Here is a 26,784-nt window from a genome sequence, read left to right as displayed (position 1 = left end):
GGGCAGGCGCGAGCGGAGTGATGTACAGCGCTCGGCCCGTGGTACGTCTGTGCGAAGGGGTGCGTCAGTGCTTGGCCGGCAGGAAACCGACCCGGTCGTACGCCTGCGCGAGGGTCTCCGCGGCGACCGTACGCGCCTTCTCCGCGCCCTTCGCCAGGATCGAGTCCAGCGTCTCCGGGTCGTCCAGGTACTGCTGGGTGCGCTCCCGGAACGGCGTCACGAAGTCGACCATGATCTCGGCGAGGTCCGTCTTGAGCGCGCCGTACATCTTGCCCTCGTACTCCCGCTCCAGGTCGGCGATCGACGTGCCGGTCAGCGTGGAGTAGATGGTGAGCAGGTTGCTGACGCCCGGCTTGTTCTCGGCGTCGTAGCGGATGACCGTGTCGGTGTCGGTGACCGCGCTCTTGACCTTCTTCGCCGTCGCCTTCGGGTCGTCGAGCAGGTTGATCAGGCCCTTCGGCGTGGACGCCGACTTGCTCATCTTGACCGTCGGGTCCTGAAGGTCGTAGATCTTCGCCGTCTCCTTGAGGATGTACGGCTTCGGGACCGTGAAGGTCTCCCCGAACCGGCCGTTGAACCGCTCGGCGATGTCCCGGGTCAGCTCGACGTGCTGGCGCTGGTCCTCGCCGACCGGCACCTCGTGCGCCTGGTACAGCAGGATGTCGGCGACCTGGAGGATCGGGTACGTGAACAGGCCGACGGAGGCGCGGTCGGCGCCCTGCTTGGCGGCCTTGTCCTTGAACTGGGTCATCCGGGAGGCCTCGCCGAAGCCGGTGAGGCAGTTCATCACCCAGGCGAGCTGGGCGTGCTCGGGGACATGGCTCTGGACGAACAGCGTGCAGCGCTCGGGGTCCAGACCGGCCGCGAGCAGCTGGGCCGCGGCGAGCCGGGTGTTGGCCCGCAGCTCCTTCGGGTCCTGCGGCACCGTGATCGCGTGCAGGTCGACGACCATGTAGAACGCGTCGTGCGTCTCCTGCAGCGCCACCCACTGGCGGACCGCGCCGAGGTAGTTGCCGAGGTGGAACGAGCCTGCGGTGGGCTGGATTCCGGAGAGCACGCGGGGACTGTCAGAAGCCATGCTCACCATTCTCTCAGAGTGCCGGGGGCGATCAGGAACTGGTCGGGAACAGGTGGGAACCGAATCGTCTCCCACGGTGTAACAAGGGGTGAGGGCGCAGGAGGGGGAGCGTGGGGCATGGGCAGGACACGCGCGGCACTGTGGGCGGTGGCGGCGGCCGGGGCGCTGTGCCTCGGCCCGGCGGCGGGCGCCGCCGACGCGCGGGAGCCGGGCGGGCAGGCGGTCTTACCGGACGTCGCGCTGGTGACGGCGGGGGGCACGGGGCGCACGACGGCGGTACGGGCCGGGGATCCGGGCTTCGCCGGGCTGCGGCAGCTGCTGCAGCCGTCGTACACGGGCACGGAGCGGGTGCCCGACGCGTGGTCGGACGGCGGCCGGCCACCGGTGCGGGTCGTCGTGCTGTGGGGCCGGACCGGCGTCGGCGGCTGGCCGCAGACCGACCGGCCGCCGGGCGGTGACGTGGCGATGGAGCGCCAGGACGAGCTGTTCCTCGCCGGTGACGGCACCCCGTGGGTGCGCTCGGACCCGTCCCCCGAGGTGGAGGACGACGACATCCGCTGGCACCGGGCCTCCCGGCGGGCGTACGACGCCGTGCAGGCGTCGGGCCTGCTCGGCCCGGCCCCCGCGAAGCCCCACGGCCGCCCCGCGATGCACGGGGCCTGGTGGGCCCTGCCGGGTCTGGCGGTGGGGCTGGCCGTGGGCGCGGGCGGCACCGCCCTGGTCCGCCGGGCGTCCACCGCACGCCCCCGCGAGGACGGGCCGAGACACCAGCTGATCGACCTGTGAGCCCGCACGCGCCCCCCGGCGCACACCCGTGTCCCAGGCATCACCCCCGGCCCGCAGGGAACCCGGAGGCCCGGGTGGCCGAGGCATCGGCCGAGGCACCTGAGCGTTCCTCCGGTGATTCCTCCGGCGAACCCCGGTGACTCCTCCAGCGGTTCCTCCGGTGACGGGAGGCGGGCATGACGGGCGCGGGCGGTCCGCAGGATGCGGTGGCCAGGGCACTGGACGCCCTCGGCACGGGCGCCTACCTGGCCGACGAGCAGGGCGCGATCATCGCCGTCAACGCGCGCGGCGCACAGCTCCTCGCCCGGTCCGCCGCGGGCCTGGTCGGGCACGACGCCCACGACCTGCTGCACCGCAACAGCTGCGGCGAGCCCGTGCCGAGGGCGCAGTGCCGGATCCGGCAGAGCATCCTCAGCGGGCACACCGACCAGGGCCGCGGAGAGTGGTTCGAGCGCGGTGACGGCACGCTGCTGCCCGTGGCATGGATGACCACCCCTTGCGACACCGGCCTGCACCCGTCGCCCACCCTCGTCCTCTTCCACTCCGCGGGGAACTCCGGCCGGCCGGCCCAGCGGCCCCCGGCCAGCGGCCGCCTCACCGAGCTGGAACGGCTCACGCTGCTCGCCGAGACGACCACCCTGCTGACCTCCACCCTGGACATCGAGGAGGCGCTGCGCCGCCTGGTCCACCTGGTGGTGCCGCGGCTCGCCGACTGGGCCGTCATCGATCTGATCGGCGTGCGGGACGAGGTGTCCCGGTTCGCCGTCGCCCACGCCGAGGCCGGCACCGTCGTCTTCCGGGAGGACCTGCAAGGGCCCATGCCACCCGTGCCGCAGGAGTCCCGGATGCCGCTGTCCCGCGCGCTGCGCGGCGTCGCGTCCTCCTTCGCGGGCCCGGAGACCTACCAGGGGCCGCCCGACTCCGGCATCGCGGTGGAGCAGCGGCGGCTGTTCGACGCGACCGGCATGCACTCGGCGATCGTGGTCCCCCTGCGCAGCCTGCACGAGGTACTGGGCGCCCTCACCCTCGGCCGCGCCGACCAGCCCGAGCGGTTCGCGACGGCCGACACCACACTGCTGGAGGACATCGCCCGCCGCGCCAGCTTCGCCCTGGAGAACGCCCGCCTCTACCAGCGGCAGCGCAAGGTCGCCGAGACCATGCAGCGCCATCTGCTGCCCAAGCTCCCGCGGACGTCCGGCAAGACCATGACCGCCCGCTACCTGCCCGCGCCGGACGACTCCCAGGTCGGCGGCGACTGGTACGACGCGTTCACGCTGAAGGACGGCGCCACCGCCCTCGCCGTCGGCGACGTGGTCGGGCACGACCTGGACGCGGCGGCGGGCATGTCCCAGCTGCGGAACATGCTGCGCGCCTACGCGCTGTCCCAGCAGCAGCCGCCCAGCAAGATCGTGGAGTGGCTGGACCAGGCGACCCGCGACATCGCCGAGGTCTCGATGGCCACGCTGGTCTTCGCCCGGATGACCCACACCGACGCCGGCCGGTGCGAGCTGTCCTGGACCAACGCCGGGCACCCGCCCCCGCTCCTGGTCAGCCGCGACGGCTTGGCCCACTACCTGACCGACGGTCATGGCGTGCTGCTCGGCATCGCGCCCGAGCAGGTCCGCCCCGACGCGACGGCGGAGGTACCGCCGGGCGCGACCCTCGTGCTGTACACCGACGGGCTGATCGAGTCGCCCGGCCACTCCCTGGACGAGGGCCTGGAGCGGCTGCGCCGGCACGCCGCGTCCCTCGCCCACCGGCCGCTGGAGTCCTTCGCGGACGAACTGCTGGCCCGGTCCCGCCCGCCGGACAACGACGACGACGTGGCCCTGCTCGCCGTGCGCAACGCCCCCGACCCGACCGCGCCCGTCGGCTGAACCGCGCCGGGCCGGGCGGCCGGGAAACACGCCGCGGCCGGCCCCCGGGAGCGGGAGCCGGCCGCGGCGGACGGGGCGGACCGGGATCAGCCGAGGTCGATCTCCGGGTACAGCGGGAAGCCCGCGACCAGGTCCGTGGCCCGGCGGGAGATCTCGTCGGAGATCTTCGCGTCGAGGACGTGGGCGGCCTTGGAGGGGGCGCCGGACTTGGTGGTGCCGGGCTCGGCCGCGGTCAGGACGCGGTCGATGAGGCCGGCGACCTCGTCCATCTCGGCGGTGCCGAGACCGCGGGTGGTCAGCGCCGGGGTGCCGACGCGGATGCCGGAGGTGTACCAGGCGCCGTTCGGGTCGGCCGGGATGGCGTTGCGGTTGGTGACGATGCCGGAGTCCAGCAGCGCCTGCTCGGCCTGACGGCCGGTCAGCCCGTACGACGTGGCCACGTCGATCAGGTTCAGGTGGTTGTCCGTGCCGCCGGTCACCAGGGTCGCGCCCCGGCGCATCAGGCCCTCCGCCAGCGCGCGGGAGTTGTCGACGATGCGCTGGGCGTAGTCCTGGAAGGCGGGCTGCCGGGCCTCGGCCAGGGCGACCGCCTTGGCGGCCATGACGTGCGGCAGCGGGCCGCCGAGGACCATCGGGCAGCCGCGGTCCACCTGGTCCTTGAGGGAGTCGTCGCACAGGACCATGCCGCCGCGCGGGCCGCGCAGCGACTTGTGCGTGGTGGTGGTGACGATCTGGGCGTGCGGCACCGGGTCGAAGTCGCCGGTGAGGACCTTGCCCGCGACCAGACCGGCGAAGTGCGCCATGTCGACCATGAGCGTGGCGCCGACCTCGTCGGCGATCTCCCGCATGATCCGGAAGTTCACCAGCCGGGGGTACGCCGAGTAGCCCGCGACGATGATCAGCGGCTTGAACTCACGGGCCTGGGCGCGCAGCGCGTCGTAGTCGATGAGGCCGGTCGCCGGGTCGGTGCCGTAGGAACGCTGGTCGAACATCTTGCCGGAGATGTTCGGGCGGAAGCCGTGGGTGAGGTGGCCGCCGGCGTCCAGGGACATGCCGAGCATGCGCTGGTTGCCGAACGCCTGCCGCAGCTCGGCCCAGTCGGCGTCGGTGAGGTCGTTGATCTGGCGGACGCCGGTCTTCTGGAGGAACGGCGCCTCGACACGGTCGGCGAGCACCGCCCAGAAGGCGACCAGGTTGGCGTCGATGCCGGAGTGCGGCTGGACGTAGGCGTGGCGGGCGCCGAACAGCTCCCGGGCGTGCTCGGCGGCGAGGGACTCCACGGTGTCGACGTTGCGGCAGCCGGCGTAGAAGCGGCGGCCGATCGTGCCCTCGGCGTACTTGTCGCTGAACCAGTTGCCCATCGCCAGCAGCGTCGCCGGGGAGGCGTAGTTCTCGGAGGCGATCAGCTTCAGCATCTCGCGCTGGTCGGCGACCTCCTGGCGGATCGCGTCGGCGACCCGGGGCTCGACGGCGCGGATGACGTCGAGGGCGGCACGGTAGGCGGTGGACTCGGTGGACAGCGGCTCGGCTGACATGGGGACCTCCGGACGACGGCATTCAGCGTTCACGGTACGGCCCAGGCGCACGGCACTGATGTCACTCGGGCCGCTCCCCGATGGTCCGTCCCATCCTTGGGCCCTGGCGTCGCCTTCCCGCCCGCCCTTCGGGCGGACGACGGGAAGGCGACGCCAGGGCCCGGCGCGCCAGTCACGACCCGTTCGTCAGCCTACCGGGCGCCCCCCGGCCCCCGGCCCCCGCGTCCACCATGCGAGCGACGCGACCGACATGCGAGAAGGCCCTCCGCCTGACTTCAGGCAGAGGGCCTTCTCGATGGAGCGCCGGGCAGGCCTTGCACCTGCATCTCCCCACAGGAAGTGGGGCGTCTTTCCTTGGACCACCAACGCGAGGTTCAGCCACCGTGTTCCGCGGTGACCGGCTCAAGATCAACCTTAGCAGATCTTGAGCGGCCGTGCGCCCCCGTGGGCCTAGAGTCGCTTCGTGCTCTTCGGAATGGTGTGCGCGCTCGGCGCGGCGGTCTGCTTCGGTACGGCGACGGTGTGGCAGGCGATGGCCGCGCGGGCGGCGGCCGACGCCGGGGACGGCGGGGACGCGGCGCTGCTGCTGCGGGCGCTGCGGCAGTGGCGGTACCTGGCCGGGCTCGCCCTGGACGGGGTCGGCTTCCTGCTCCAGGTCGCGGCGCTGCGGTCGGTGCCCATCTACGCGGTCGGCGCGGCGCTGGCCTCCTCCCTGGCGGTGACGGCGGTGGTGGCGGCGCGGCTGCTGCATGTGCGGCTGAGCCGCGTGGAGTGGTCGGCGGTCGGCGTGGTGTGCGCCGGGCTGGCCATGCTGGGGCTGGCGTCGGGTACCGAGGGCGACACCGGCGGCTCCACGGCCCTGCGCTGGTCGATGCTCGCGGCGGCGGTCGCCGTGCTGGGCCTGGGCGCGGTCGGCGGCCGCCTCACCGGCCGGAGCCGGGCCCTGCTCCTCGGCCTGGGCGCCGGTCTCGGCTTCGGCGTGGTGGAGGTGTCGGTCCGTCTGATCGACACGCTCGCGCTGCCCGAACTCCTCACCAACCCGGCGGCCTACGCCCTCCTGATCGGCGGCGCCGCCGCGTTCCTCCTGCTGACGTCGGCGCTCCAGCGCGGCTCGGTGACCACGGCGACCGCCGGCATGGTCATCGGCGAGACCGTCGGCCCGGCGGCGATCGGCGTCCTCTGCCTCGGCGACCGCACCCGCGAGGGCTTCGCCTGGCTGGCGGTGCTCGGCTTCGTGGTGGCGGTGGCGGGCGCCCTGCTGCTGGCCCGGTTCGGGGAGGCGCCGGAGCCGGTGGAGGAGAAGGCGGCCGTCTAGGCGCCGGGAGCCCGGCATGATCGGCGAGACACCCCCTGTACCGCCCGGGTCAGATCGGCAGCCGCCGGAACACCCCCCGCGGCAGATGCCGCAGCGCCGACATCACCACGCGCAGGGCGCCCGGCACCCACACCGTCTCCGAGCGGCGGCGCAGGCCCAGTTCGATGGCGGTGGCGACGGCCTCCGGGGTGGTGGCGAGCGGTGCCTCCTCCAGGGCGGCCGTCATCTTCGTCCGGACGAACCCGGGGCGTACGACCATGACGTGGACGCCGGTGCCGTGCAGTGCGTCACCGAGGCCCTGGGCAAAGGCGTCCAGGCCGGCCTTGCTGGAGCCGTAGATGAAGTTGGCGCGGCGGGGGCGCTCGGCGGCGACCGACGAGAGGACGACCAGGGAGCCGTGGCCCTGGGTCTGCAGGGCGCGGGCGGCGACCAGGCCCGCCGAGACCGCGCCGGTGTAGTTGGTCTGCGCGACCCGCACCGCGGCGGACGGCTCGCGCTCGTCGTGCGCCTGGTCGCCGAGGACACCGAAGGCGAGCAGCACCAGGTCGATGTCGCCCTCGGCGAAGACCTTGCCGAGCACCGTCTCGTGCGAGTCGGCGTCCAGCGCGTCGAAGGCGACCGTGCGGACGTCGGCGCCCAGCGCGCCGAGCTGTTCGGCGGCCCGGTCCAGGGCGGGGGAGGGGCGGCCCGCCAGCCACACCGTGCGGGTGCGGCGGGCGATCAGGCGGCGCGCGGTGGCCAGGGCGATCTCCGACGTCCCGCCGAGGACGAGGAGGGACTGGGGCAGGCCGAAGGCGTCCTTCACGGCAGCTCCTGGGTTTCTAGAGGGCGAGGCGGCGGGCCAGGTCCGAGACGAACACGCCGTGCGGGTCGAGCCGGGCGCGCAGGTCGCGGAAGTCGTCGAGGCGGGGGTACATGGCGGCGAGCAGGTCGGGCCGCAGCCGGGAGTCCTTCGCCAGGTAGACCCGGCCGCCCGCCGCGGCCACCTCCTCGTCCAGCTCGTCGAGGAACGCGGCCAGGCCCGGCAGGCCCGCCGGGATGTCCAGCGCGAGCGTCCAGCCCGGCAGCGGGAAGGACAGCCAGCCCGGGTCGGCGTCCCCGAACCGTTTCAGGACGGCCAGGAAGGACGGGCAGCGGCGCTCGGAGATCCGGGCCACGATCCGGCGCAGGGCGTCCTCGTGGCCGTAGCCGACGACGAACTGGTACTGCACGAAGCCGCCGCGGCCGTAGATCCGGTTCCAGTGCGGGACCCCGTCGAGGGGGTGGAAGAACGCGGCGAGCGGCTGGAGTTCGCCCATGCGCGCGCGGGGCGCCTTGCGGTACCACAGCTCGTTGAACCAGCCCACCGTGCGCCGGGTGAGCAGGCCCTCGGGCAGGACCGGAGGCGGGGCGGGCAGCCGCGTGGTGCGGAAGGCCAGCGGCCGGCGGCGGGCGCGGCTGCCCGCGGGCAGGGCGTCGAGCGGCGCGTGGTCGCCGCGCGTGAGCACCGCGCGCCCCAGGGACACGCCCCGGGCCAGCAGGTCGATCCAGGCCACCGAGTAGCGGTAGCGGTGGTCGGTGGCGCTCAGCCGGGCCAGCAGGTCGTCGAGGTCGGCGGCGCGCTCGGTGTCGACCGACATCAGGGCCGTCTCCACCGGCTGGAGCTGCAGGGTGACGGTGAGGATGACCCCGGTCAGGCCCATCCCGCCGCAGGTCGCGTCGAACAGCGGGGTGCCGCGCCCGACGCTGTGCACACCGCCGTCGGCGGTGAGCAGCTCGAAGGACAGCACATGGCGGGAGAACGAGCCCGAGACGTGGTGGTTCTTGCCGTGGATGTCCGCGCCGATCGCCCCGCCGACGGTGACATAGCGGGTGCCGGGGGTGACCGGCACGAACCAGCCGAGCGGCAGCAGCACCTCCATCAGCCGGTGCAGGGAGACGCCCGCGTCGCACAGCAGCGTGCCGGTGTCGGCGTCGATGGCGTGGATGCGGTCCAGGCCCGTCATGTCGAGCACCGCGCCGCCCGCGTTCTGCGCCGCGTCCCCGTACGCCCGTCCCAGCCCCCGCGCGATGCCGCCGCGCGCCCCGCAGGTGCGGACGGCTTCGGCCGCCTCCTCGTAGCTGCGGGGGCGGATCAGCCGGGCCGCGGTCGGGGCGGTGCGGCCCCAGCCGGTGACGGGGACGGTGCGGGGAGCAGGCATACGGTGACCGTATCGCCCGGATATGCGGCCTTAGTTGACTGACATCCGCTTCCGCCCCAAGCCCTCCCCGAAACGGGTGATTAATGGTATGTCACGCAATATGTACGTAGGTCTGGCGCGGTGGGCGTGAACAGTGGGTCCACATGGAGGACCTTGACCACCGAATCCTCACCGCGCTGCGGGCCTGGGGCGCCGACCCCCGCGTGGCCCGCGCGACGCGCGCCCTGTCCTGGTCGGGCGAGCACGCGGCGCTGTGGATCGCGGCGGGCGCCCTCGGAGCCGCCGTGGACCGCGCCCGGCGCGGCACATGGGCGCGGGCGGCGGCGCTCACCGCGGGCGCGCACCTCGTCGGCATGGGCGTGAAACGGGTGGTGCGCCGCCCCCGCCCGGCACACACCGACCCGCTCGTGCGCACCGCCGGCCGGCACTCCTTCCCCAGCTGCCACGCCGCCTCCGCGGCCGCCGCCGCCCTCGCCTACGGCCCCCTCGGCGCCCGCGCCGTCCCCCCGCTCGCCGCCGCGATGTGCCTGTCCCGCCTGGTCGCCGGCGTCCACCACCCCTCCGACGTGCTGGCCGGCGCCGCGCTCGGGGCGCTCACGGCACGCCTGGGGGCCCGGTGGATGACGGGCGCCCGGACGGCACCCTCGGGTGAGGGGCACCGGTGACCGAGACCGCCCCCCTCACCGGCGCCCCGCGCGACGCACCACCCGGACAACGCGACCGGCGCGAACCGGCCATGCCGCCGCGCCCGCGCACCGGCGCCCTGCTCACCGGCCTGCTGCGCACCGCCCGCCCCAAGCAGTGGGTGAAGAACGTCCTCGTCGTCGCCGCCCCCGCCGCGGCCGGACGCCTCTTCGCCCCCGGCACCCTCACCCGGCTCGCGCTGCTCTTCGCGCTGTTCACGGCCTGCGCCGCCGCCGTCTACCTGGTCAACGACGCCCGCGACGCCGACGCCGACCGCGCCCACCCCACCAAACGCCACCGCCCGGTCGCCGCCGGACAGGTGCCGGTCCCCGTCGCCTACGCGGCCGGCGGCACCCTCGCCGTCCTCGCGCCGGCCGCCGCGGCCTGGCTGACAACCCCCGCCGTCGCCGCCCTGCTCCTCGCCTACGTCGGCATCCAACTGGCGTACTGCCTCAGCCTGAAGCATGTCCTCGTCGTCGACCTGGCCGTCGTCACCACCGGTTTCCTGATGCGGGCGGCGGTCGGCGGGCTCGCGCTCGGCATCCCGCTCTCCCGCTGGTTCCTCATCACCACCGGGTTCGGCGCGCTGTTCATGGTCGCGGCCAAGCGCTACTCCGAGGCCGTGCAGCCGTCCGCGCAGGCGGGCGCCACCCGCGCGCTGCTCACCGAGTACACCCCCGGCTACCTGCGCTTCGTCTGGCAGCTGGCCGCCGGCGTCGCCGTCCTCGGCTACTGCCTGTGGGCGCTGGAGGAGGGCGGCGTACCGGACACGAGCGTCCTGCCGTGGCGGCAGCTGTCCGTCGTGGCGTTCGTCCTCGCCGTCCTGCGCTACGCCGTCTTCGCCGACCGCGGCACCGCCGGCGAACCGGAGGAGGTCGTCCTCGGCGACCGCGCCCTCGCCCTCATCGGCCTCGCCTGGCTCATCATGTACGCGCTCGCGGTGGCCGATTGGTGACCCCGGGTGCGGACGCGGCCCCCTTCCGGGGAACACGGACATGGGGCTCCCGCCCCGAGGGAAGAACCGGATCATGGACTGGCTGAAGAGACTTCCCGTCGTCGGGCCGTACCTCACCCGCGCGATGGTCACGCACGCGTGGCGCTCCTACGAGCGGCTCGACCGGGTGAAGTGGACGCGACTGGCCGCGGCGATGACCTTCGTCAGCTTCGTCGCGCTCTTCCCGCTGCTCTCCCTGGCCGCCGCGATCGCCGCCGCCACCCTCAGCGAGTCCCAGCAGAACGACCTCCAGGACAAGATCGCCGAGCAGATCCCCGGCATCGCCGACCAGCTCGACATCAAGGGCCTGGTCGACAACGCCGGCACCGTCGGCCTCATCGCCGGCGCCGTGCTGCTGTTCACCGGCATCAACTGGGTCGGCCAGATGCGGGACTGCCTGCGCGTGGTGTGGGAGCTGCCCGACGAGGAGGACAACCCCGTCCTGCACAAGGCGAAGGACATGGGCGTGCTCCTCGGCCTCGGCGGTGCCGTCCTCGTCACCCTCGGCGCCTCCGCCGTCGCCTCCGCCCTGGTCGGCTGGATCACCGACCGGCTCGGCATCGACAAGGCCGGCTGGGGCAGCGTCCTGCTGCACATCGCCGCGTTCGCGGTCGCCGTCCTCGCCGACTTCCTGCTCCTGCTGTACGTGCTGACCCTGCTGCCCGGCGTCGAACCCCCGCGCCGCCGCCTGTTCGTGGCGGCCCTGATCGGCGCGGTCGGGTTCGAACTGCTCAAGCTGCTGCTCAGCGGCTACATCCAGGGCATCGCCGCGAAGAGCATGTACGGCGCGTTCGGCGTGCCCGTCGCCCTGCTGCTGTGGATCAACTTCACCAGCAAGCTGCTGCTGTACTGCGCCGCCTGGACGGCCACCGGCAGCAAGGCCGAGGAGGGCGTCGACCTCAGCGGCGACGGCGTACCAGATCCGGCAGCGGCCAGCGGCGGTTGACGAGGAACACACCGCCCGCCAGCAGCGCCAGCGCACCGCCGGCGATCCCCAGCGCGATCCCCATGCCGCTGGAGCCGCCCACGGCCGGCGCGCTCGCCGCCGCCTGCCCGGTGCCCGCCGCGCCGCCGGTCTCACCGCCCGCCTGGCCCGGGGAGGCGTTCGCGCCGGGCTGGGCGCTGGGCTGCGCGTTCGTCGGCGCGACCAGCTCGCCCACCGGACGCACCTTGCCGAGGGCCGTGAAACCCCAGTCGAGCAGCTTGGCGGTCTCCTTGTAGACCTCGTTGTGCTCGTTCTTCTCCGGGTGCATCACCGTGACCAGCAGCACATGCCCGTTCCGCTCGGCCACGCCCGTGAAGGTGGCGCCCGCGTTGGTGGTGTTGCCGTTCTTCACCCCCGCGATGCCCTGGTAGACGGGGATGTCGGAGTCCGTGCCGCTCAGCAGCCGGTTGGTGTTCTGGATCTCGAAGGTCGAGCGGTACGGCTTGCCCTTCTTGTCCTTCTTCGTCTCGCCGGGGAACGCGGCCCGCGGTGTCGCGCAGTACTCCCGGAAGTCCTTCTTCTGCAGCCCCGAACGGGCGAACAGGGTCAGGTCGTAGGCGGAGGACACCTGCCCCTCGGCGTCGTAGCCGTCGGGGGAGACCACGGTGGTGTCGAGGGCCTGCAGCTCCTCGGCGTGCTCGTTCATCTCCCGGACCGTGTTGGCCACGCCCTGGTTCATCGACGACAGCACGTGCACCGCGTCGTTGCCGGAACGCAGGAACACACCCAGCCACAGGTCCCGGACCGTGTAGGTCTCGTTCTCCTTTATCCCGACCATGCTGGACCCGGCGCCGACGCCCGCCAGGTCGGCGGTGGTGACCTTGTGCGTCATGGTCGCCGGGAACTTCGGCAGCACGGTGTCCGCGAACAGCATCTTCAGCGTGCTCGCCGGGGCCAGCCGCCAGTGCGCGTTGTGCGCGGCGAGCACGTCGCCGGACTCGGCGTCGGCGACGATCCACGAACGCGCGGTGACGTCCTTCGGCACGACCGGCGCGTCGGTGCCCAGGTCGACCTGGGTGCCCGGCATGCCGAGGCGGGCGCCGCCCACGGTCGACATGGCGGCGGGCGGCGTCGCCGAGGGGCTCGCCGACGGGGTCGGACTCGGGGCCGCGAGGGCCGCGGGCGCGGTCAGCGCGAGGGACGTCAGGGCAGCGGAAGTGACCAGCAGGGATCGCCTGAGGGTCTTCGTGGAGGCGGGCACGAACGAGAACGTACCCGCAGCGCCCGGCGCCGTCCCGGGCACCCCACCCCGGCCACCGGAGCGGACGTACGGCGGCGATACTGAACGTATGAAGCTCAGCCGACCCGTGTCCTGGTTCCTGCTCGCCTTCGGGGTGTGGTCTTGGATCATCTGGGTCACTTTCATCAAGAATCTCGCCGCGGACGGCAGCGGGCTCGCCTTCGACGACGGTCACCCCACCGCGTACTTCTGGGTGCACCTGCTGCTCGCCGTCGTGTCCTTCGTATTGGGGACGGCCATCGGGGTCATCGGGTTGCGCGGACTGCGCGCACTGCGCCGCACGTCATAGCGGAACGACCGGTCCGGCGGAGAAAGCGGGGGAACCCTCAGCGTGGTCATCGTCTTCGTGCTCGTCGCCCTGCTCGTCCTGGCCGTGCTCGTCGCGGCCAACTGGTACGTGTGGCGGCGCCTGTTCCGTGACACGACCGAGCGCCCCGGCCCGGTGCGCCGCGCGGGCGCCGTCCTCGTCGCCGGCGGCTGGGTGCTGGCGGTCGGCGCGCTGGTCGCCGAGCGCGCGGGGGCGCCGTTCCGGCTCCAGCAGGTGCTGGCCTGGCCGGGCTTCCTGTGGATGGCCCTGTCGATCTACCTGCTGCTGGCCCTCCTCGCGGGCGAGGCGGTGCGACCGCTGCTGCGGCGGCTGCCGGAGAGGCGGGCGGGCGGCGGGGCTGCCGTAGCGGAGCCGCGGCCCGAGCCGGTGACCGTGCCGGAGCCCTCCCAGCCGCAGCCGGACCCGGTGGCGGCCCCCGAGCCCCAGCCGTCCCCCTCCGCGTCCGAGCCCCCCGAGCCCCCGCACCCCGCCCCCGACGAGCCCGCGCCCCCCGCCCCCTCCCGCCGCCTCTTCGTCTCCCGCGTCGTCGCGGGCGCCGCTGCCGCCGCGGCCGTCGGCACGGTCGGCTACGGCACCTACGGCGTGCTGCGCGGCCCGTCCGTGAAGCGGGTCACCGTCCCGCTCGCCAAGCTGCCCCGGGCCGCCCACGGTTACCGCATCGCCGTCGTCAGCGACATCCACCTCGGTCCCGTCCTCGGCCGCGGCTTCGCCGAGAAGGTCGTCGACACGATCAACGCCACCCAGCCCGACCTGATCGCCGTCGTCGGCGACCTGGTCGACGGCAGCGTCAAGGACCTCGGCCCGGCGGCCGCCCCGCTCGCGCGGCTGAAGGCACGGCACGGCAGCTACTTCGTCACCGGCAACCACGAGTACTTCTCCGGCGCCGAGCAGTGGGTGGCGGAGGTACGGCACCTCGGCCTGCGCCCGCTGGAGAACGCCCGCACCGAACTGCCCTGGTTCGACCTGGCCGGCGTCAACGACGTGCAGGGCGAGAGCGAGGGCCACGGCCCCGACTTCGCCCGCGCCCTCGGCGACCGCGACACCACGCGCGCGTGCGTGCTCCTCGCCCACCAGCCGGTGCAGATCCACGAGGCCGTCCGGCACGGCGTCGACCTGCAGCTCTCCGGCCACACCCACGGCGGCCAGCTGTGGCCCGGCAGCCTCCTCGCCGAGCTGGCCAACCCCACCGTGGCCGGCCTGGAACGCTACGGCGACACCCAGCTCTACGTCTCCCGGGGCGCGGGCGCCTGGGGGCCGCCGACCCGGGTCGGCGCGCCCTCCGACATCACCGTGATCGAGCTGGCCGCACGCGACGCCTGACCGTGCCGGAACGGCACGGTAAGTGTTTTCTTTTTTCAACAAATCCCCCCTTCCCCCGCCGAAACACCTGTGATTAGGTGAGCGCGCCACCAGGGGAGGTGGCCGCCACAAGGGGAGTGGCACACGCGGGGGCCCGCCTGCGGGCCTGGGGAGGACACCAACACCATGCGATCGGTTCGCATGCGGATCCTGGCGGCGCTGCTGGTCCTGGCAGCCGCCGGTGTGGGCGCCTGGCAACTGCTGCCGTCCGACGAGGACGCGGGCAGCACCATCGTCGTCGGAACGACGGACTCCATCACATCGCTCGACCCGGCGGGCGCCTACGACGCCGGATCCTGGGCGCTGTTCAGCAACGTCTACCAGTCCCTGCTCACCTACGAACCCGGCGGCGTCCAGCCCGTCCCGGACGCGGCCGAGAGCTGCGCCTTCGACAAGGGCAGCCTCACGACGTACCGCTGCACACTGCGCGAGGGGCTCACCTTCCCCAGCGGGCGCGAGGTGACCGCGAAGGACGTGAAGTTCTCCTTCGACCGGGTCAAGAAGATCGACTCCGACGTCGGCCCGGCCTCCCTGCTGTCCACCCTCGCCTCGGTGGACGCCCAGGGCCTGAAGGTCACCTTCCACCTGTCCTCGGCGGACGCCACCTTCCCGTTCAAGGTGGCCACCGGCGCCGGCTCCATCGTGGACTCCGAGCGCTACCCGGCCGACGCCCTGCGCACCGACGAGCACGTCGACGGCACCGGCCCGTACACCCTGAAGTCGTACACCAAGGGCGCCTCCGCGAAGCTGTCGCCCAACGGCCGCTACCAGGGCGCGATCAGGAGCACCGGCAAGCCCGTCGACCTGCGCTACTACAAGGACCCCAAGGCGCTGGACGCGGCGTGGAAGGCCAAGCAGGTGCAGGTGGCGACCCGCCAGCTGCCGCCGGACGTCCTCGCGGGCCTCAACCCCAGCGACCCCGGGCAGCGCGTCACCGAGGCCGACAGCTCCGACACCCGCAACCTGTACTTCAACACCCGCAAGGGCTCACCCCTGCACGACGTCGCCGTGCGCCGCGCGATCGCCTGGCTGGTCGACCGCGAACGGCTCGCCGCCACCGTGTACGACGGGACCGTCGACCCGCTCTACTCGCTCATCCCGACCGGTCTGATCGGCCACACCACGTCCTTCTTCGACGCCTACCCGACGCGCAGCGCCGCCAAGGCGCGCGCCCTGCTCCAGGAGGCCGGCGTCGAGCTGCCGGTCCGCTTCACCTACGGCTACGGCACCGGCAGCGGCGCCGCCGAGGACGAGGCCAAGGAGATCAAGCGGCAGCTGGAGGCCTCCGGCCTGTTCCAGGTCACCGTCAAGGGCTACGAGTGGACCGACTTCCAGCAGCGCTGGGCCACCGGCAAACTCGACGCCTACGCCGTCGGCTGGGTCGCCGACTACCCCGACCCGGACACCTTCGGCTCGCCGCTCGTCGGCACCGACGGCACGATGAACACCGGCTACAGCAGCGCGGCCGTCGACCGTCTGATCAAGTCCTCGCAGCAGTACGCCGACCGCGGCCGCGCGGCCAAGGACTTCCGCGGCGTGCAGGAGCAGATCGCCCAGGACGTGCCGGCCCTGCCGCTGTGGCAGCGCAAGGAGTACATCGTCACCAGCGAGGACGTCGGCGGCGGCCAGTACCTGTCGGACGGCAGCGGCGTGTTCCGCCTGTGGAACCTGACCTGGATCTGACCCGGCCGGCCACATGTCCGGGCGGCCGCGGAGCCTGACCCGGATCCGGCCCGGTCCGCCCCTTGCCCGGGTGCCCGCGGAGCTACGGCCCCGCGGGCACCCGCGCCGGCAGGGTGACCGTCACCGCCAGCCCCTCGCCGGGCGCCGTGCGCACCGCCACCTCGCCGCCGTGCGCCCGCACCACGCCCTGCACGATCGCCATGCCGAGCCCGCTGCCCGCGCCGCCGCCCGCGCGGAAGAACCGGTCGAAGACCCGCGCCGCGTCCTCCCCGGCGAGCCCCGGCCCCGCGTCCTCGACGCACAGCCGCACCACCCCGTCCGCCCGCTCGGCGCACAGCCTGACCGGCACGTCGGCGGGCGTGTGCACCCGCACGTTGGCCACCAGGTTGCCCAGCACCTTGCGCAGCCCCGGCTCGTCCGCCTGCACCAGCAGCGCCCCGTCGGCGTCCGCGGTGACCGGCCGCAGCGGCTGCTGCGCCCGCAGGTCCTCGGCCGCCTCCCGCACCAGGCGGCTCACGTCCACGTTGCGGAACCGCAGTTCGGGCTGCTGGTCCAGACGGGCCAGCGTCAACAGCTCGTCCACCAGGTGCCCCATCCGGTCGGCCTCCGCCATCACCCGCGCCCAGGCCCGCTTGCGCTCCGCCTCCTCCCGCAGCATCCCCTTGTCGTACAGCTGGAGATAGCCGCGTATCGCCGACAGCGGCGTGCGCAGCTCGTGCGAGGCGTCGGCGACGAACCGGCGCAGCTGGGCCGCACTGCGCTCGCGCGTGCGGTACGCCGACTCCACCTGCTGCAGCATCGAGTTGAGCGCCAGCCGCAGCTGCTCCACCTCCAGCGTGGTCTCCCGGCTGGAGGGCACCCGCCGGGTCAGATCGCCCTCGGCGATCGCCGACGACGTCTCCACCATGTCCTCCAGCGGCCGCATCCGGCGCCGCACGCTGAACATCGTCAGGCAGGCGAGCAGCGCCAGCAGCAGCGTGCCGACGGCGAGATCGAGTTTGAGGGCCTTGGCGACGCCCTTGTGCAGGGCGTCGGTGGAGGCGGCGAAGACGAGATACGTGCCGTCGGCGAGCCGGGTCGCGGTGGCCCGGTAGGGGGCGCCGCCCACGGTCACGTCGTGCGGCTCGGGGTCGCGGGCCAGGGCGCCGGGATCGCCCACGGCACGGGTCAGCTCCCGCTGGGCGTCGGTCGGCGCGATCCCGAAGAGGCTGCGCGGCTCGCCCCGGCCGTCGAGGGCGGCGTAGATCGAGTCCGGCGCGGGCCGTTCCCCGGCGTGCTGGGGCGCGACCCGGTCGCGGACGAACGCCATCACGCTCAGCGAGTCGATCTGCCGCACGGTCAGGCTCGACGCGGCGAGCGAGTCACGGCTGCGGGTCAGCTCGCTGTCGATCTGGTCGAGCAGGTAGTGCCGCATGCCCATGAGGCTGACGGCGGTGGCGGCGACGATGCCGAGGGCGAGCAGCGCCACGTTGGCCAGGGTCAGCTTGGCGCGCAGCGAGTGCAGGCGGGGCGGCTGCCTCATGCCAGTCCGTACCCGACACCCCGCCGGGTGGTGATCACCGGCGGTCCGAGCGCGTCCAGCTTGCGCCGCAGATAGCTGATGTACGTCTCGACGACCGTCGACTCGGCCGGTGCGTGCTCGTACTGCCAGACGTGGCGCAGCAGTTGCTCCTTGGGCACGATCCGGCCGCCGTTGCGGACCAGGAACCGCAGCAGCGCGTACTCGGTCGGGGTCAGCTCGACCGTGCGGCCCGCGCGGTGCACGCAGTACGTCGTCTCGTCCAGCTCCAGGTCGCCGTAGCGCAGCGGGGGCCGCTGCGGCAGCACGTCGGCGGGCCGGGTGCGGCGCAGGACGGCCGTGACGCGGGCGACGACCTCGTCGATGTTGAACGGCTTGGTGATGTAGTCGTCGGCGAAGCCCAGCGCGCCGACGACCTCCGCGGGCGCGTCCCGCGCGGTCAGGAACACCAGCGCCAGCTCCGGCTGCTGCGCGCGCAGTTCGCGCCCCAGCGCCCGGCCGTCGCCGTCCGGCAGCATGACGTCGAGCAGCGCCGCGTCCGGCCGGGTCCGCCCGGCGAGCGCGAGCGCCTCGCGCACGGTCGGCGCGGTCATCACCTCGAAGCGGTGGTAGCGCAGCGCGATGGCGAGGACGTCCGCGATGGACTCCTCGTCCTCCACCACCAGCACGGTGCCGGGCGGTCCAGATGCCGTCGTCATGCCACCAGTATCGGCACCCCCGCGGGCCACGGGCCCGGCAGAGCCTTGGAGTTCCTTGAGAGTGAGCCTTGGAGTTCCTTGAGAGTCCCGCGCGCCGAGTGTCCCGCGCGTGCGCGGGCGCCGATGCTGCTGCCCAGGACCCGGGGGACCTGATTTCTAAGGAGCTTGAGCGTGGCTGCACTGGCACGCTGGTGTTACCGGCACCGGCTGGTGGTCCTGTTGCTGTGGGTGGGGGCGCTGTTCGGCCTGGGGGCGTCCGCCTCCACGGCGGGCAGCGACTACGCGAACGTGTTCTCCCTGCCCGACACGGACTCCAAGAGCGCGTACGACCTGATGGAGAAGGCGTTCCCGGCCCGCGCGGGCGACACCGACACGGTGGTGTGGAAGGTCGACGAGGGCAGTGTCCGGGACGCGGACGTCCGCTCCCGCATCCAGCCCGCCCTGGAGAAGATCGCGCGGATGAAGGGCGTCGGTGACGTCTCCGGCCCCTACTCCGGGCCGCAGGGCGCGGCGCAGATCAGCCGCGACGGGCACATCGCCTACGCCCAGATCACCTTCACCCAGCGCGCCAACGAGATCCCGAAGGAACTCGTCGAGGACGTCGTCGACACCGCGCGCGACGCCCGCCGCGACGGCCTCCAGGTCGAACTGGGCGGCCAGGCGATCCAGCGTGTGCAGGAACCGCCGCAGGGCCTCGCGGAGATGGTCGGCCTGGCCGCCGCCGCGATCGTCCTCTTCCTCGCCTTCGGCTCGCTCTTCGCGATGCTGCTGCCGATCGCGGTGGCCGTCTTCGGCGTCGGCATGGGCCTGTTCGGCACCCAGCTGCTCAGCCACACCACCGACATCCCCGACCTGGCGCCGCTGCTGTCCTCCCTGATCGGTCTCGGCGTCGGCATCGACTACGCCCTGTTCATCGTCACCCGGCACCGCCGCGGCATCCTCAAGGGCATGGACCCCGAGCAGTCGGCGGTCACCGCGCTCAACACCTCCGGCCGGGCGGTGCTGTTCGCGGGCGGCACGGTGTGCATCGCGCTCGCCGGCATGCTCGTGACGAACCTGCGCTTCCTCGACGGCGTGGTCATCGGCACCTCCCTCACGGTCGTCCTCAGCGTCCTCGCCGCGGTCACCCTGCTCCCGGCCCTGCTGGGCTTCCTCGGCCCGCGCGTCCTCAGCCGCCGCCAGCGCCGCCGGCTGGCCGCCGAGGGCCCGGAGCAGGAGCGCGCGAGCGGTCTCGCGGCCCGTTGGTCGGGCACGGTGCAGAGGCGCCCGCGCACGATCGCCGCCCTCGCGCTCGTCGTCATGGCGGTTCTGGCGCTGCCCGTGCTGTCCCTGCGCCTCGGCGCCACCGACCAGGGCAACGACGACGCCTCCACCACCACCCGCAAGGCCTACGACCTGCTCGCGGAGGGCTTCGGCCCCGGCTTCAACGGCCCCCTGCAGGTGGTGAGCGAGGGCGGCGACGCCACGGCCCTCGTCAAGGGCATCCAGGCCACCGAGGGCGTCGCCCGGGCCGTGCCGCTGCCGCCCGCGCATGGCGTGACGGTGATCCAGGTGATCCCGACGACGTCCCCGCAGTCGAAGGAGACGGACGACCTGATCGACACCCTGCGCGGCGAGGTGATCCCACGGGCGGGCGCCGAGGCCCACGTCGGCGGGGTGACCGCGGTGTCGAAGGACTTCGCGTCGGTGACGGGCGACCGCCTGCCGTACTTCATCGCGACGATCATCGGCCTCGGCTTCCTGCTCCTGCTGGTGGCGTTCCGCTCGCTGGTGGTGCCGCTGACGGCGGCGGTGATGAACCTGATCGCCGCGGCGGCCTCGTTCGGCGTGCTGGTGGCGATCTTCCAGTGGGGCTGGGGCCTGGACCTGCTGGGCCTCGGCAAGGAGGGCCCGATCAACGCCTTCCTGCCGGTCATCATGCTGTCCCTGCTCTTCGGCCTGTCCATGGACTACCAGGTGTTCCTGGTCAGCCGCATGCACGAGGAGTGGGTGCACACCAGGGACAACGCCCGCGCGGTCCGCGTCGGCCTCGCCGAGACCAGCCGGGTGATCAACTCCGCGGCCCTGATCATGGTCTGCGTCTTCCTCGCCTTCGTCCTCAGCGGTGACTCGGGCGCGGCGATGGCGGGCGTGGGCCTGGCGGCGGCGGTGGCCCTGGACGCGTTCCTGCTGCGTACGGCACTGGTGCCGGCGGCGATGCACCTGCTCGGCGCGTCCAACTGGTGGCTGCCGGCCTGGCTGGAGAAGCGGCTGCCGCACCTGGCGGTGGAACCGGCGGAGGATCCCGAACCGCGGTCCGCCGACGGCCCGGCCTCGGTGGTCCACGGCTTCGTCCGGGACGCGACGGGTGCCCCGGTGGACGGCGCGTCGGTGACGCTGCTGACGACCGGCGGCCGGCGCCTGGACCGGGTGCGGTCCCTGGCCGACGGCTCCTACATCGTCTCGGTCCCGGCCCCGGGGACGTACCTGCTGGCGGCGACGCGGTCGTCGTACGGCGCGCGCGCCCGGCACGTGACGGTGGGGGAGGGGCCGCTGGTGTACGACGTGGAGCTGGTGGAGGGGGAGGTGGACGCGGTCAACTGAACTAGGTCAGGCCGGCCTTGAGGAGGCGTTCGACGTCCAGTACGACCTTGCCGCCCACGGACTCGGGGAGCGTGACCAGCTCCCCGGGGATGTGGATCCCGTGCGTGGCGTAACGGCCGGCGGCTGGTTCGGTCAGCACGTGCAGGCGCTGGTGCTTGCGGTCGACGATGACGTAGACCGGGATACGGGCCTTGGCGTAGTACGCGACCTTGACCTGGAGGTCTGTTTTCCAGTTGCTGGAGGTGACTTCCATGACGAGACGGAAGCACGTCGGGTCGTAGCAGTTGTTCTCGACCAGGTGATCGCGGTAGTCGTCGTCGACCACGGACAGGTCCGGGATCGCGTAGTCCTCCGGTCCGCTGGGCAGCCACAGGCCGATGCCCGGCAGGGCTCGTACCAGGCCGATGTTCAGGAACGGCGCCGCGAACAACATCAGGGCTTCGGAGTGAGGGCCGTCCGGCGGTGGGGTCACGAGGATCTGGTCTCCGATGATCTCGACGCGGAGGCCCGGAATGCTCTCCATGATGTGGTTCGCGTCGGCGATCTGCGACCGGTTCTCGTGCGGCCGCTCGACAGCTGCTGCGGACATCAGGCGCCTCCCAAGGCTGGTGTCGAGAGCATCATCGTAGGCAGCCCCTACGCCGGGTGTCCCGTTACGGCGCTCTCACCCGAACGGATGATCACTCGCCCCGCCCCCTGCCCCCCGGGTCCGGCAGCACCCGTGTCATCCCCGGCAGGAAGTCCGTGAACAGCTCGTGCACCTCCTGCACGAGCGGCCGCAGCACCCGGAACCGGGCCAGCGCCACACCCCGCGCGGTCAGCTTCGCCCCCCGCTCGGCCAGCCGGTAGCTGCGCTCGCGCCCCTCCGTCCGGTCGAAGATCCAGTACAGGACGAGGCCCATCTGGGACAGCCACATCAGCTCGGGCAGCACGTCCCGCAGCTCCTCCGGGACCTTGGTCCTCCGCGCCCCCGCCAGCACCTCCCGGTGCACGCTGATCGCCTCCACGCGCGCGTGCTCCGACTCCTGGGAGAAGGGGCTGAGCGGGCTGTCGGGGTCGGCGGCGTTCTTGAAGAACTGCACCGCGAACTCGTGGTACGGCGCCGCCACGTCCAGCCAGGCCCGCAGCACCCCCGCGAGCCGCGCCTCCAGGTCGGTCTCGCGGTCCAGGATCTCCCGGACCGCGGCCTGGTGCTCGGCGGCGATCCGGTCGTAGAAGCCCTGGATCAGGTGCTCCTTGCCCGCGAAGTAGTAGTAGGCGTTGCCGACGGAGACGCCGGCCTCCTGGGCGATGGCCCGCATGGTGGTCTTGTCATACCCCCGCTCCCGGAACAGCCGCATCGCCGTCTCCAGGATCAGCGCACGGGTCTGCTCGGACTTGGGGGTCGCGGGGCCGTCGGCCACGGGGCCGTCATGCGGGCCGTCGTTCTTCTCGGGCAGGTTGTTCGCGGGCACGGAAAGAGCCTAATGGGCCGGGGAGACTGCCCGACCGGGGGCGCAGGCACCGCCGTCACAGCCCGCGGGCCCGGTGTACGTCCAGCCGTGGCGGGGGTCGTACGACCATCCGTCGGCCCTCCGGTACACCTGCCCGCCCCACCGGTCCCGGTGCCCCGGCCCGCCCCGCCACCGGGCGGCGGCGAGGACGGTTCCGCGGACGACCAGCGTGCCCGAGCCGTGGCTGAACCGGTGGGCCAGCGGCCGGTGCTCCCTCAGCGCCCACAGGACGACGATCCAGGCGGCGGCGTCCCGGTAGACCTGGCCGGCGTCGCCGACGACGGTGACCTCGTCGAGGGTGGCGCTGTGATCGAGGCCGGGAAAGCGCCGGCGGGCCTCCGCCGAACCGGCGGGAAGCAGCTCCACCGGCACGAGCTTGGGCTGCCGCGCGATCCAGTCCCGCAGGAAGGAGCACAGGCCGCACTCGGCGTCGTACAGGACGGTGAGCCCGCGCACCGGCACGCGGACGCGGGCTTCCGTGGCGGTCATCGCCGTCACGCCCCGGCCCCGGCCGAGGGCGCGACCCACTGCTGCGGGGCGACGGGCGGCACCTGCTCGCGCTCCATCACCCCGCGCCGCCGGATCCGGTTGAGCACGTACACGTTCCCCAGGTGCATCACGCCGAGCACCAGCAGCACCACGCCGAGCTTGGTCGACAGGGCCTCGAAGATGCCGCGGGTGTCCTCGATGGTGTCGTCGCCGCTGAGGTAGAGGGCGACGAACCCGAGGTTGACGAGGTAGAAGCCGACGACCAGCAGGTGGTTGACGGCGTCGGCGAGCTTCTCGTTGCCGTGCAGCACGTCGGCCAGGAAGACCCGCCCGTTGCGGCTGAGGGTCCGGGCCACCCAGACGGTCAGCCCGATGCTGACGACCAGGTAGATGACGTAGGCGATGACGGTGCGGTCCATGCCCCACCCCTTCTTGAACGCGTTCAAAACGCTGACGGGACTGACTGTAGCCCTGTTTTTGAACACGTTCAACCGAGGGGTGAGGGTCACCCGTGACTCACGCTCGGCGCCCCAACTCCGGCCGCTTGCTGTAGTCCGTGAACCCGATGACGTTCCCCCAGGGGTCGGCGACCTCCACGGTCCAGCCGGTCGCCACGGAGAACGGCTCCTCCAGCGGCGGGATCCCCACGGAGGCCAGCCGCCGGGCCGCCACCCGCGCGTCCGGCACCTCGATCCACAGCCGGGGGCAGGGCCACCCCGGCGGCCGGTGCGCGACCTCGTCCTCCTGTCGCAGCAGCACCCCCGGCGTCTCCCCGCCGACCCGCAGCAGCGCGATGCCCGCCTCGTCGAACCGGAACCCCACCCCGAACCCGGCCCGCTCGTAGAACCCCACGGCCTCCGCGAGATCCCCTACGGGCACCAGCACGTTGTCGAACCCGAGCAGCTCGTACGACTCGTCATCTGACATACGGTCAGAATAGGTACTGGTCAGTCCTTACCGGACGATTGACGACACCTCGGCGCAGAACATCCGCCGGTCGGCGCCGGTGGGCGTCGGCCGGGCAACCGGCGGCAATGATGCGGCTTCTCCGGCTCCGGGGGTGTCGGGCAAGATGGCGGTGGCTCGCGTCCGCGAGCGTCCACGGTCACGCGCAGAGGGCGCGGGAACCGCATCCCAGGAGCACGCATACCTTGAGCGAACAGCCACAGCAGCCGCCGAACCAGCCGCCCGGATACGGCTACCCGAACGCCGGCCCGTACCAGCAGCAGCCGGGCTACGGCTACCCGCAGGGCGGCTATCCCCAGGGCGGTTACCCGCAGGGCGGCTACCCGCCGGGCCCCGTGCCGCCCGGCGCGTACACCGGCGACCCCAACGCCCCCTACGGCTACGACCCCTTCGGCCGCCCGTACTCCGACAAGTCGAAGATCGTCGCGGGCATCCTCCAGCTCTTCCTCGGCACGTTCGGCGTCGGCCGCTTCTACATCGGTGACGTCGGTATCGGCCTCGCCCAGCTGTTCACCTGCGGCGGCTTCGGTATCTGGGCGCTCATCGACGGCATCATCCTGCTCACGAGCAACGACAAGACGGATGCCCAGGGCCGGGTCCTGCGGGGCTGAGGTGAACCGGTCGCTTTCCCGGGCGTCACTCCGCACCGCCGTGCGGCACCCCGCGGCGGGCCCCCTCGGTCTCCTGGCCGCGGGGGCCGCCGGGGCCGGCTACCTCTACGTCACCGACCCGCACGAATCAGGCCACTTGCTGCCCCGCTGCCCGTTCCGCCTCGTCACCGGCTTCCTCTGCCCCGCCTGCGGCGGCACCCGCATGACGTACGACCTGATGCACGGTCACTACGAGGCGGCCTGGCTCGACAACCGCCTGCTCCTGCTGGCGTCCCCGTTCGCGCTGGCCCTGCTGCTGCGCTGGACGCTGGAGGGCCTGCGCGGCAGACGCTGGCGCCCGGCCTTCTCCCGCCCCGCCCAAGCGGCGATCCTGCTGACGGCGGCGGCCTGGACCGTGACCCGCAACCTGCTCTGAACCCCCCTCAGAAGCCGGGCGTGGGACGGGTTTCCGGCCAAGTGATCACAGATTCAACACGATGCGCCCACAGGTCTCCCTCTCGCCCGCCCACCCCCTCTAGGCTCCATGATCCCCGGGGGGATGAGCGCACAGACCGGCTGTCACCACATGACATGCCGTGTGTCCCCACCTGCATTCACCCGGACTCCGTCCCCGTTATGCACCTCAGGAGCCACACGCATGTCTGCACCCACCCCGGACGCCCCCTTCGGCTACGACCCCCAGGGCCGCCCCTACTCCGACAAGTCCAAGGTCGTCGCCGGCGTCCTCCAGCTCTTCCTCGGCGGCTTCGGCGCCGGCCGCTTCTACGTCGGCTCCACGGGCGTGGCCCTCGGCCAGCTCTTCACCTGCGGCGGCCTCGGCATCTGGGCCCTGATCGACGCGATCATGTTCTTCACGAGCAACGACCGCACGGACAGCCAGGGCCGGGTACTGCGCGGCTGACGCCTCGCATCCGACATGAGGGCCCTGCCCGCGGGCTGACACTGCGGGCGGGGGCCTGGATGCCCGCCCCTACGGATGGGCGGGACAAACGGGGCCCGATGACCCATCTGCCAGGTAGGCGGTCCGTTCCTGCGAGGTCAGGTCCCGGTTGACGGCTCGGCAGATCTTCCGGATCGCTTCGGCGGGTTCAGGGAGGGCTACCCTCCACAGATGCACCGTCTTGTCGCCGCTGCCCGAGGCGAGGACACGGCCGTCCGGACTGAACGCTACAGAAGTCACCTCCTCGTTGTGCTGCCCGATCAAGGTCATGCGGTTCTTGCCGGTGCCGACGTCCCATAGACCCGTGGTCCAGCCGAAGTCGGCGGTGGCGATCGTACGGCCGTCCGGGCTGAACGCCAGCGACTCTGCGCGGTCGGTACGCCCTGCGAAGGTGGTTCGGGTTTTGTGGGATGAAGCGTCCCACAACCACACTGTGTAGTCACCGACGGCGCCGGCGAAAGTGCGGCCGTCAGGGCTGAACGTCACGTCGGACACTGCTTCCGGCATAGCGATGGTGTGGGCCTTACCGGTGGTGACATCCCACAGGCGCAAGGTCTTGTCGGCGCTTCCGGTGGCGAGGGTGCGGCCGTCGGGACTGAACGCCACGGAGAAAACGACGCCGGTGTGCCCCTTCAGGTCTTTGCGGCGTGTGCCGGTCTCGGCATTCCACAAGCGCACACTGCCGTCACGGCCCCCGGTGACGAAGGTCCGGCCGTCAGGACTGAACGCCACTGAGTGCAGCTGCGCGGTGCCGGTCAGAGGCGCGGTGCGGGGTCGGCCGGTGGTGACATCCCACAACCGCGCGGTACCGTCTGCGCCGGCTGTAGCGACGGTATGACCGTCAGGGCTGAACGCGACTCCGAGGACCTGGTCGCCGTGTCCGCTGAGGCGGAGGCGTTGTTTTCCGGTGGCGACATCCCACAGACGCGCCGTTTTATCGGCACTGGCGCTGGCCAGCGTTTTGCCGTCCGGGCTGAACTCCACCGAGTAGACCATGCCGGTGTGCCCGACCAGGGATGTGTCACCGCTGGTGGTGGCGTTCCACACGCGTGCGGTCTTGTCATCGCTTCCGGTGGCGAGTGTGCGACCGTCGGGACTGAACGCCACCGAGTTCACCGAGTCGGTATGGCCGATCAGCGTCCTGCTCATCGCTCCGGTGGTGACATCCCACAGCCGCGTGAGCCGGCTGGTGCCAGCGATGGCGAGAGCGCGGCCGTCGGGACTGAAGGCCACCGACAGCACCGCGTCGTCGAGCCCGCTCACCTCGGCGCGCTGTTCCCCCGTGGCAACATCCCACAGCCGCATGGTGCCATCACCCGCGCCAGTGGCGAGGGTGCGGCCGTCGGGGTTGAACGCGACGGAAAGTACCTGGGCGGTGTGCCCGGCGAGCTTGGTGCGGGGTTTGCCGGTGGTGGTGTCCCACAGCCGCGCGGTGCCGTCT

General features: G+C 72.7%; 26 protein-coding genes. 13 read left to right on the top strand and 13 right to left on the bottom strand.

Going from position 1 to position 26,784, the window contains the following annotated elements:
- Nucleotides 1–64: 64 nt before the first annotated feature.
- Nucleotides 65–1,078 (bottom strand): tryptophan--tRNA ligase, encoded by a 1,014-nt coding sequence (trpS, locus tag IE308_RS31520; protein WP_190220523.1) that lies wholly within the window; start codon nt 1,076–1,078, stop codon nt 65–67.
- Nucleotides 1,079–1,195: 117 nt separating this feature from the next.
- Here trpS and IE308_RS31515 point away from each other — a divergent pair, with 117 nt between their 5' ends.
- The gene (locus IE308_RS31515; RefSeq protein ID WP_190220522.1) at nt 1,196–1,864 is read left to right on the top strand and encodes a hypothetical protein; all 669 of its coding nucleotides are present in this window, start codon (nt 1,196–1,198) and stop codon (nt 1,862–1,864) included.
- Nucleotides 1,865–2,040: 176 nt separating this feature from the next.
- Complete coding sequence (locus tag IE308_RS31510) at nt 2,041–3,741, top strand: SpoIIE family protein phosphatase (RefSeq protein ID WP_190220521.1); 1,701 nt, start codon at nt 2,041–2,043, stop codon at nt 3,739–3,741.
- Between the two features lie 86 nt (nt 3,742–3,827).
- On the opposite strand, the gene IE308_RS31505 is transcribed toward IE308_RS31510, so the two are convergent.
- Nucleotides 3,828–5,276 (bottom strand): glycine hydroxymethyltransferase, encoded by a 1,449-nt coding sequence (locus tag IE308_RS31505; protein ID WP_110629936.1) that lies wholly within the window; start codon nt 5,274–5,276, stop codon nt 3,828–3,830.
- A 475-nt stretch (nt 5,277–5,751) separates the two neighbouring features.
- On the opposite strand from IE308_RS31505, the gene IE308_RS31500 reads away from it, so the two are divergent.
- Nucleotides 5,752–6,591, top strand: a complete 840-nt coding sequence (locus IE308_RS31500; protein WP_190220748.1) for a DMT family transporter — start codon at nt 5,752–5,754, stop codon at nt 6,589–6,591.
- A gap of 49 nt (nt 6,592–6,640) precedes the next feature.
- Here IE308_RS31500 and dprE2 read toward each other — a convergent pair whose 3' ends face one another.
- Together dprE2 and dprE1 are read right to left on the bottom strand one after the other, a co-directional pair.
- The gene (gene dprE2 / locus IE308_RS31495; RefSeq protein WP_190220520.1) at nt 6,641–7,396 is read right to left on the bottom strand and encodes a decaprenylphospho-beta-D-erythro-pentofuranosid-2-ulose 2-reductase; all 756 of its coding nucleotides are present in this window, start codon (nt 7,394–7,396) and stop codon (nt 6,641–6,643) included.
- Between the two features lie 16 nt (nt 7,397–7,412).
- On the bottom strand, nt 7,413–8,771 hold the full coding sequence (dprE1, locus tag IE308_RS31490) for a decaprenylphosphoryl-beta-D-ribose oxidase (protein WP_190220519.1): 1,359 nt from the start codon (nt 8,769–8,771) through the stop codon (nt 7,413–7,415).
- Nucleotides 8,772–8,914: 143 nt separating this feature from the next.
- Here dprE1 and IE308_RS31485 point away from each other — a divergent pair, with 143 nt between their 5' ends.
- From IE308_RS31485 to IE308_RS31475, 3 genes are all read left to right on the top strand, one after another.
- Nucleotides 8,915–9,436 carry a phosphatase PAP2 family protein gene (locus IE308_RS31485; protein WP_190220518.1) on the top strand — a complete coding sequence of 174 codons (522 nt, stop codon included), beginning with the start codon at nt 8,915–8,917 and terminating at the stop codon, nt 9,434–9,436.
- On the top strand, nt 9,433–10,410 hold the full coding sequence (locus tag IE308_RS31480; protein WP_373314639.1) for a decaprenyl-phosphate phosphoribosyltransferase: 978 nt from the start codon (nt 9,433–9,435) through the stop codon (nt 10,408–10,410). Before IE308_RS31485 ends, IE308_RS31480 begins: the two co-directional genes overlap by 4 nt.
- Before the next feature lie 73 nt (nt 10,411–10,483).
- Nucleotides 10,484–11,395, top strand: a complete 912-nt coding sequence (locus IE308_RS31475; RefSeq protein ID WP_190220517.1) for a YihY/virulence factor BrkB family protein — start codon at nt 10,484–10,486, stop codon at nt 11,393–11,395.
- Here the strand turns inward: IE308_RS31475 and IE308_RS31470 are convergent.
- Nucleotides 11,349–12,635 (bottom strand): D-alanyl-D-alanine carboxypeptidase family protein, encoded by a 1,287-nt coding sequence (locus tag IE308_RS31470; protein WP_373314638.1) that lies wholly within the window; start codon nt 12,633–12,635, stop codon nt 11,349–11,351. The genes IE308_RS31475 and IE308_RS31470 overlap by 47 nt on opposite strands.
- 88 nt (nt 12,636–12,723) lie before the next feature.
- On the opposite strand from IE308_RS31470, the gene IE308_RS31465 reads away from it, so the two are divergent.
- The 3 genes from IE308_RS31465 to IE308_RS31455 all read left to right on the top strand — a co-directional run bounded on the left by IE308_RS31465 (nt 12,724) and on the right by IE308_RS31455 (nt 16,044).
- The gene (locus IE308_RS31465; protein WP_110629943.1) at nt 12,724–12,963 is read left to right on the top strand and encodes an SCO4848 family membrane protein; all 240 of its coding nucleotides are present in this window, start codon (nt 12,724–12,726) and stop codon (nt 12,961–12,963) included.
- 42 nt (nt 12,964–13,005) lie between these two features.
- Nucleotides 13,006–14,322: a metallophosphoesterase gene (locus IE308_RS31460; protein ID WP_190220515.1), complete on the top strand. Its 1,317-nt coding sequence runs from the start codon at nt 13,006–13,008 to the stop codon at nt 14,320–14,322.
- Between the two features lie 165 nt (nt 14,323–14,487).
- On the top strand, nt 14,488–16,044 hold the full coding sequence (locus tag IE308_RS31455) for an ABC transporter substrate-binding protein (RefSeq protein ID WP_190220514.1): 1,557 nt from the start codon (nt 14,488–14,490) through the stop codon (nt 16,042–16,044).
- An 82-nt stretch (nt 16,045–16,126) separates the two neighbouring features.
- On the opposite strand, the gene IE308_RS31450 is transcribed toward IE308_RS31455, so the two are convergent.
- A complete protein-coding gene (locus tag IE308_RS31450; protein ID WP_190220513.1) occupies nt 16,127–17,566 on the bottom strand; it encodes a sensor histidine kinase in 1,440 nt (479 codons plus the stop codon).
- Nucleotides 17,563–18,261: a response regulator transcription factor gene (locus tag IE308_RS31445; RefSeq protein ID WP_110629946.1), complete on the bottom strand. Its 699-nt coding sequence runs from the start codon at nt 18,259–18,261 to the stop codon at nt 17,563–17,565. Before IE308_RS31445 ends, IE308_RS31450 begins: the two co-directional genes overlap by 4 nt.
- 180 nt (nt 18,262–18,441) lie before the next feature.
- Here IE308_RS31445 and IE308_RS31440 point away from each other — a divergent pair, with 180 nt between their 5' ends.
- Nucleotides 18,442–20,844 carry an MMPL family transporter gene (locus IE308_RS31440; RefSeq protein WP_190220746.1) on the top strand — a complete coding sequence of 801 codons (2,403 nt, stop codon included), beginning with the start codon at nt 18,442–18,444 and terminating at the stop codon, nt 20,842–20,844.
- Between the two features lies 1 nt (nt 20,845).
- On the opposite strand, the gene IE308_RS31435 is transcribed toward IE308_RS31440, so the two are convergent.
- From IE308_RS31435 to IE308_RS31415, 5 genes are all read right to left on the bottom strand, one after another.
- Nucleotides 20,846–21,433 (bottom strand): Uma2 family endonuclease, encoded by a 588-nt coding sequence (locus IE308_RS31435; protein WP_190220512.1) that lies wholly within the window; start codon nt 21,431–21,433, stop codon nt 20,846–20,848.
- 91 nt (nt 21,434–21,524) lie between these two features.
- Nucleotides 21,525–22,283: a TetR/AcrR family transcriptional regulator gene (locus tag IE308_RS31430; protein WP_110636972.1), complete on the bottom strand. Its 759-nt coding sequence runs from the start codon at nt 22,281–22,283 to the stop codon at nt 21,525–21,527.
- Nucleotides 22,284–22,307: 24 nt separating this feature from the next.
- Nucleotides 22,308–22,826, bottom strand: a complete 519-nt coding sequence (locus IE308_RS31425) for a thiol-disulfide oxidoreductase DCC family protein (protein ID WP_190220511.1) — start codon at nt 22,824–22,826, stop codon at nt 22,308–22,310.
- Between the two features lie 5 nt (nt 22,827–22,831).
- Nucleotides 22,832–23,245 (bottom strand): hypothetical protein, encoded by a 414-nt coding sequence (locus tag IE308_RS31420; protein ID WP_110629948.1) that lies wholly within the window; start codon nt 23,243–23,245, stop codon nt 22,832–22,834.
- A gap of 97 nt (nt 23,246–23,342) precedes the next feature.
- Nucleotides 23,343–23,753 carry a VOC family protein gene (locus IE308_RS31415; RefSeq protein ID WP_190220510.1) on the bottom strand — a complete coding sequence of 137 codons (411 nt, stop codon included), beginning with the start codon at nt 23,751–23,753 and terminating at the stop codon, nt 23,343–23,345.
- Nucleotides 23,754–23,977: 224 nt separating this feature from the next.
- Here IE308_RS31415 and IE308_RS31410 point away from each other — a divergent pair, with 224 nt between their 5' ends.
- The 3 genes from IE308_RS31410 to IE308_RS31400 all read left to right on the top strand — a co-directional run bounded on the left by IE308_RS31410 (nt 23,978) and on the right by IE308_RS31400 (nt 25,304).
- Nucleotides 23,978–24,403, top strand: a complete 426-nt coding sequence (locus IE308_RS31410; RefSeq protein ID WP_110629950.1) for a TM2 domain-containing protein — start codon at nt 23,978–23,980, stop codon at nt 24,401–24,403.
- Entirely contained in the window at nt 24,375–24,818 is a 444-nt protein-coding gene (locus tag IE308_RS31405; RefSeq protein ID WP_190220509.1) for a DUF2752 domain-containing protein, read from the top strand. The genes IE308_RS31410 and IE308_RS31405 overlap by 29 nt, the downstream gene beginning before the upstream one ends.
- Nucleotides 24,819–25,040: 222 nt before the next feature.
- On the top strand, nt 25,041–25,304 hold the full coding sequence (locus IE308_RS31400) for a TM2 domain-containing protein (RefSeq protein ID WP_110629952.1): 264 nt from the start codon (nt 25,041–25,043) through the stop codon (nt 25,302–25,304).
- Between the two features lie 69 nt (nt 25,305–25,373).
- Here IE308_RS31400 and IE308_RS31395 read toward each other — a convergent pair.
- On the bottom strand, nt 25,374–26,784 hold a 1,411-nt coding region (locus IE308_RS31395; RefSeq protein WP_190220508.1), incomplete at its 5' end, for a WD40 repeat domain-containing protein.

It is taken from the genome of Streptomyces griseosporeus, from assembly GCF_014656055.1.
In the GTDB taxonomy this organism is placed as follows: Bacteria; Actinomycetota; Actinomycetes; order Streptomycetales; family Streptomycetaceae; genus Streptomyces; species Streptomyces griseosporeus.
The sequence above is the reverse complement of the archived record's forward strand: the minus strand, read 5'-3'. Positions and strand labels throughout refer to the sequence as shown.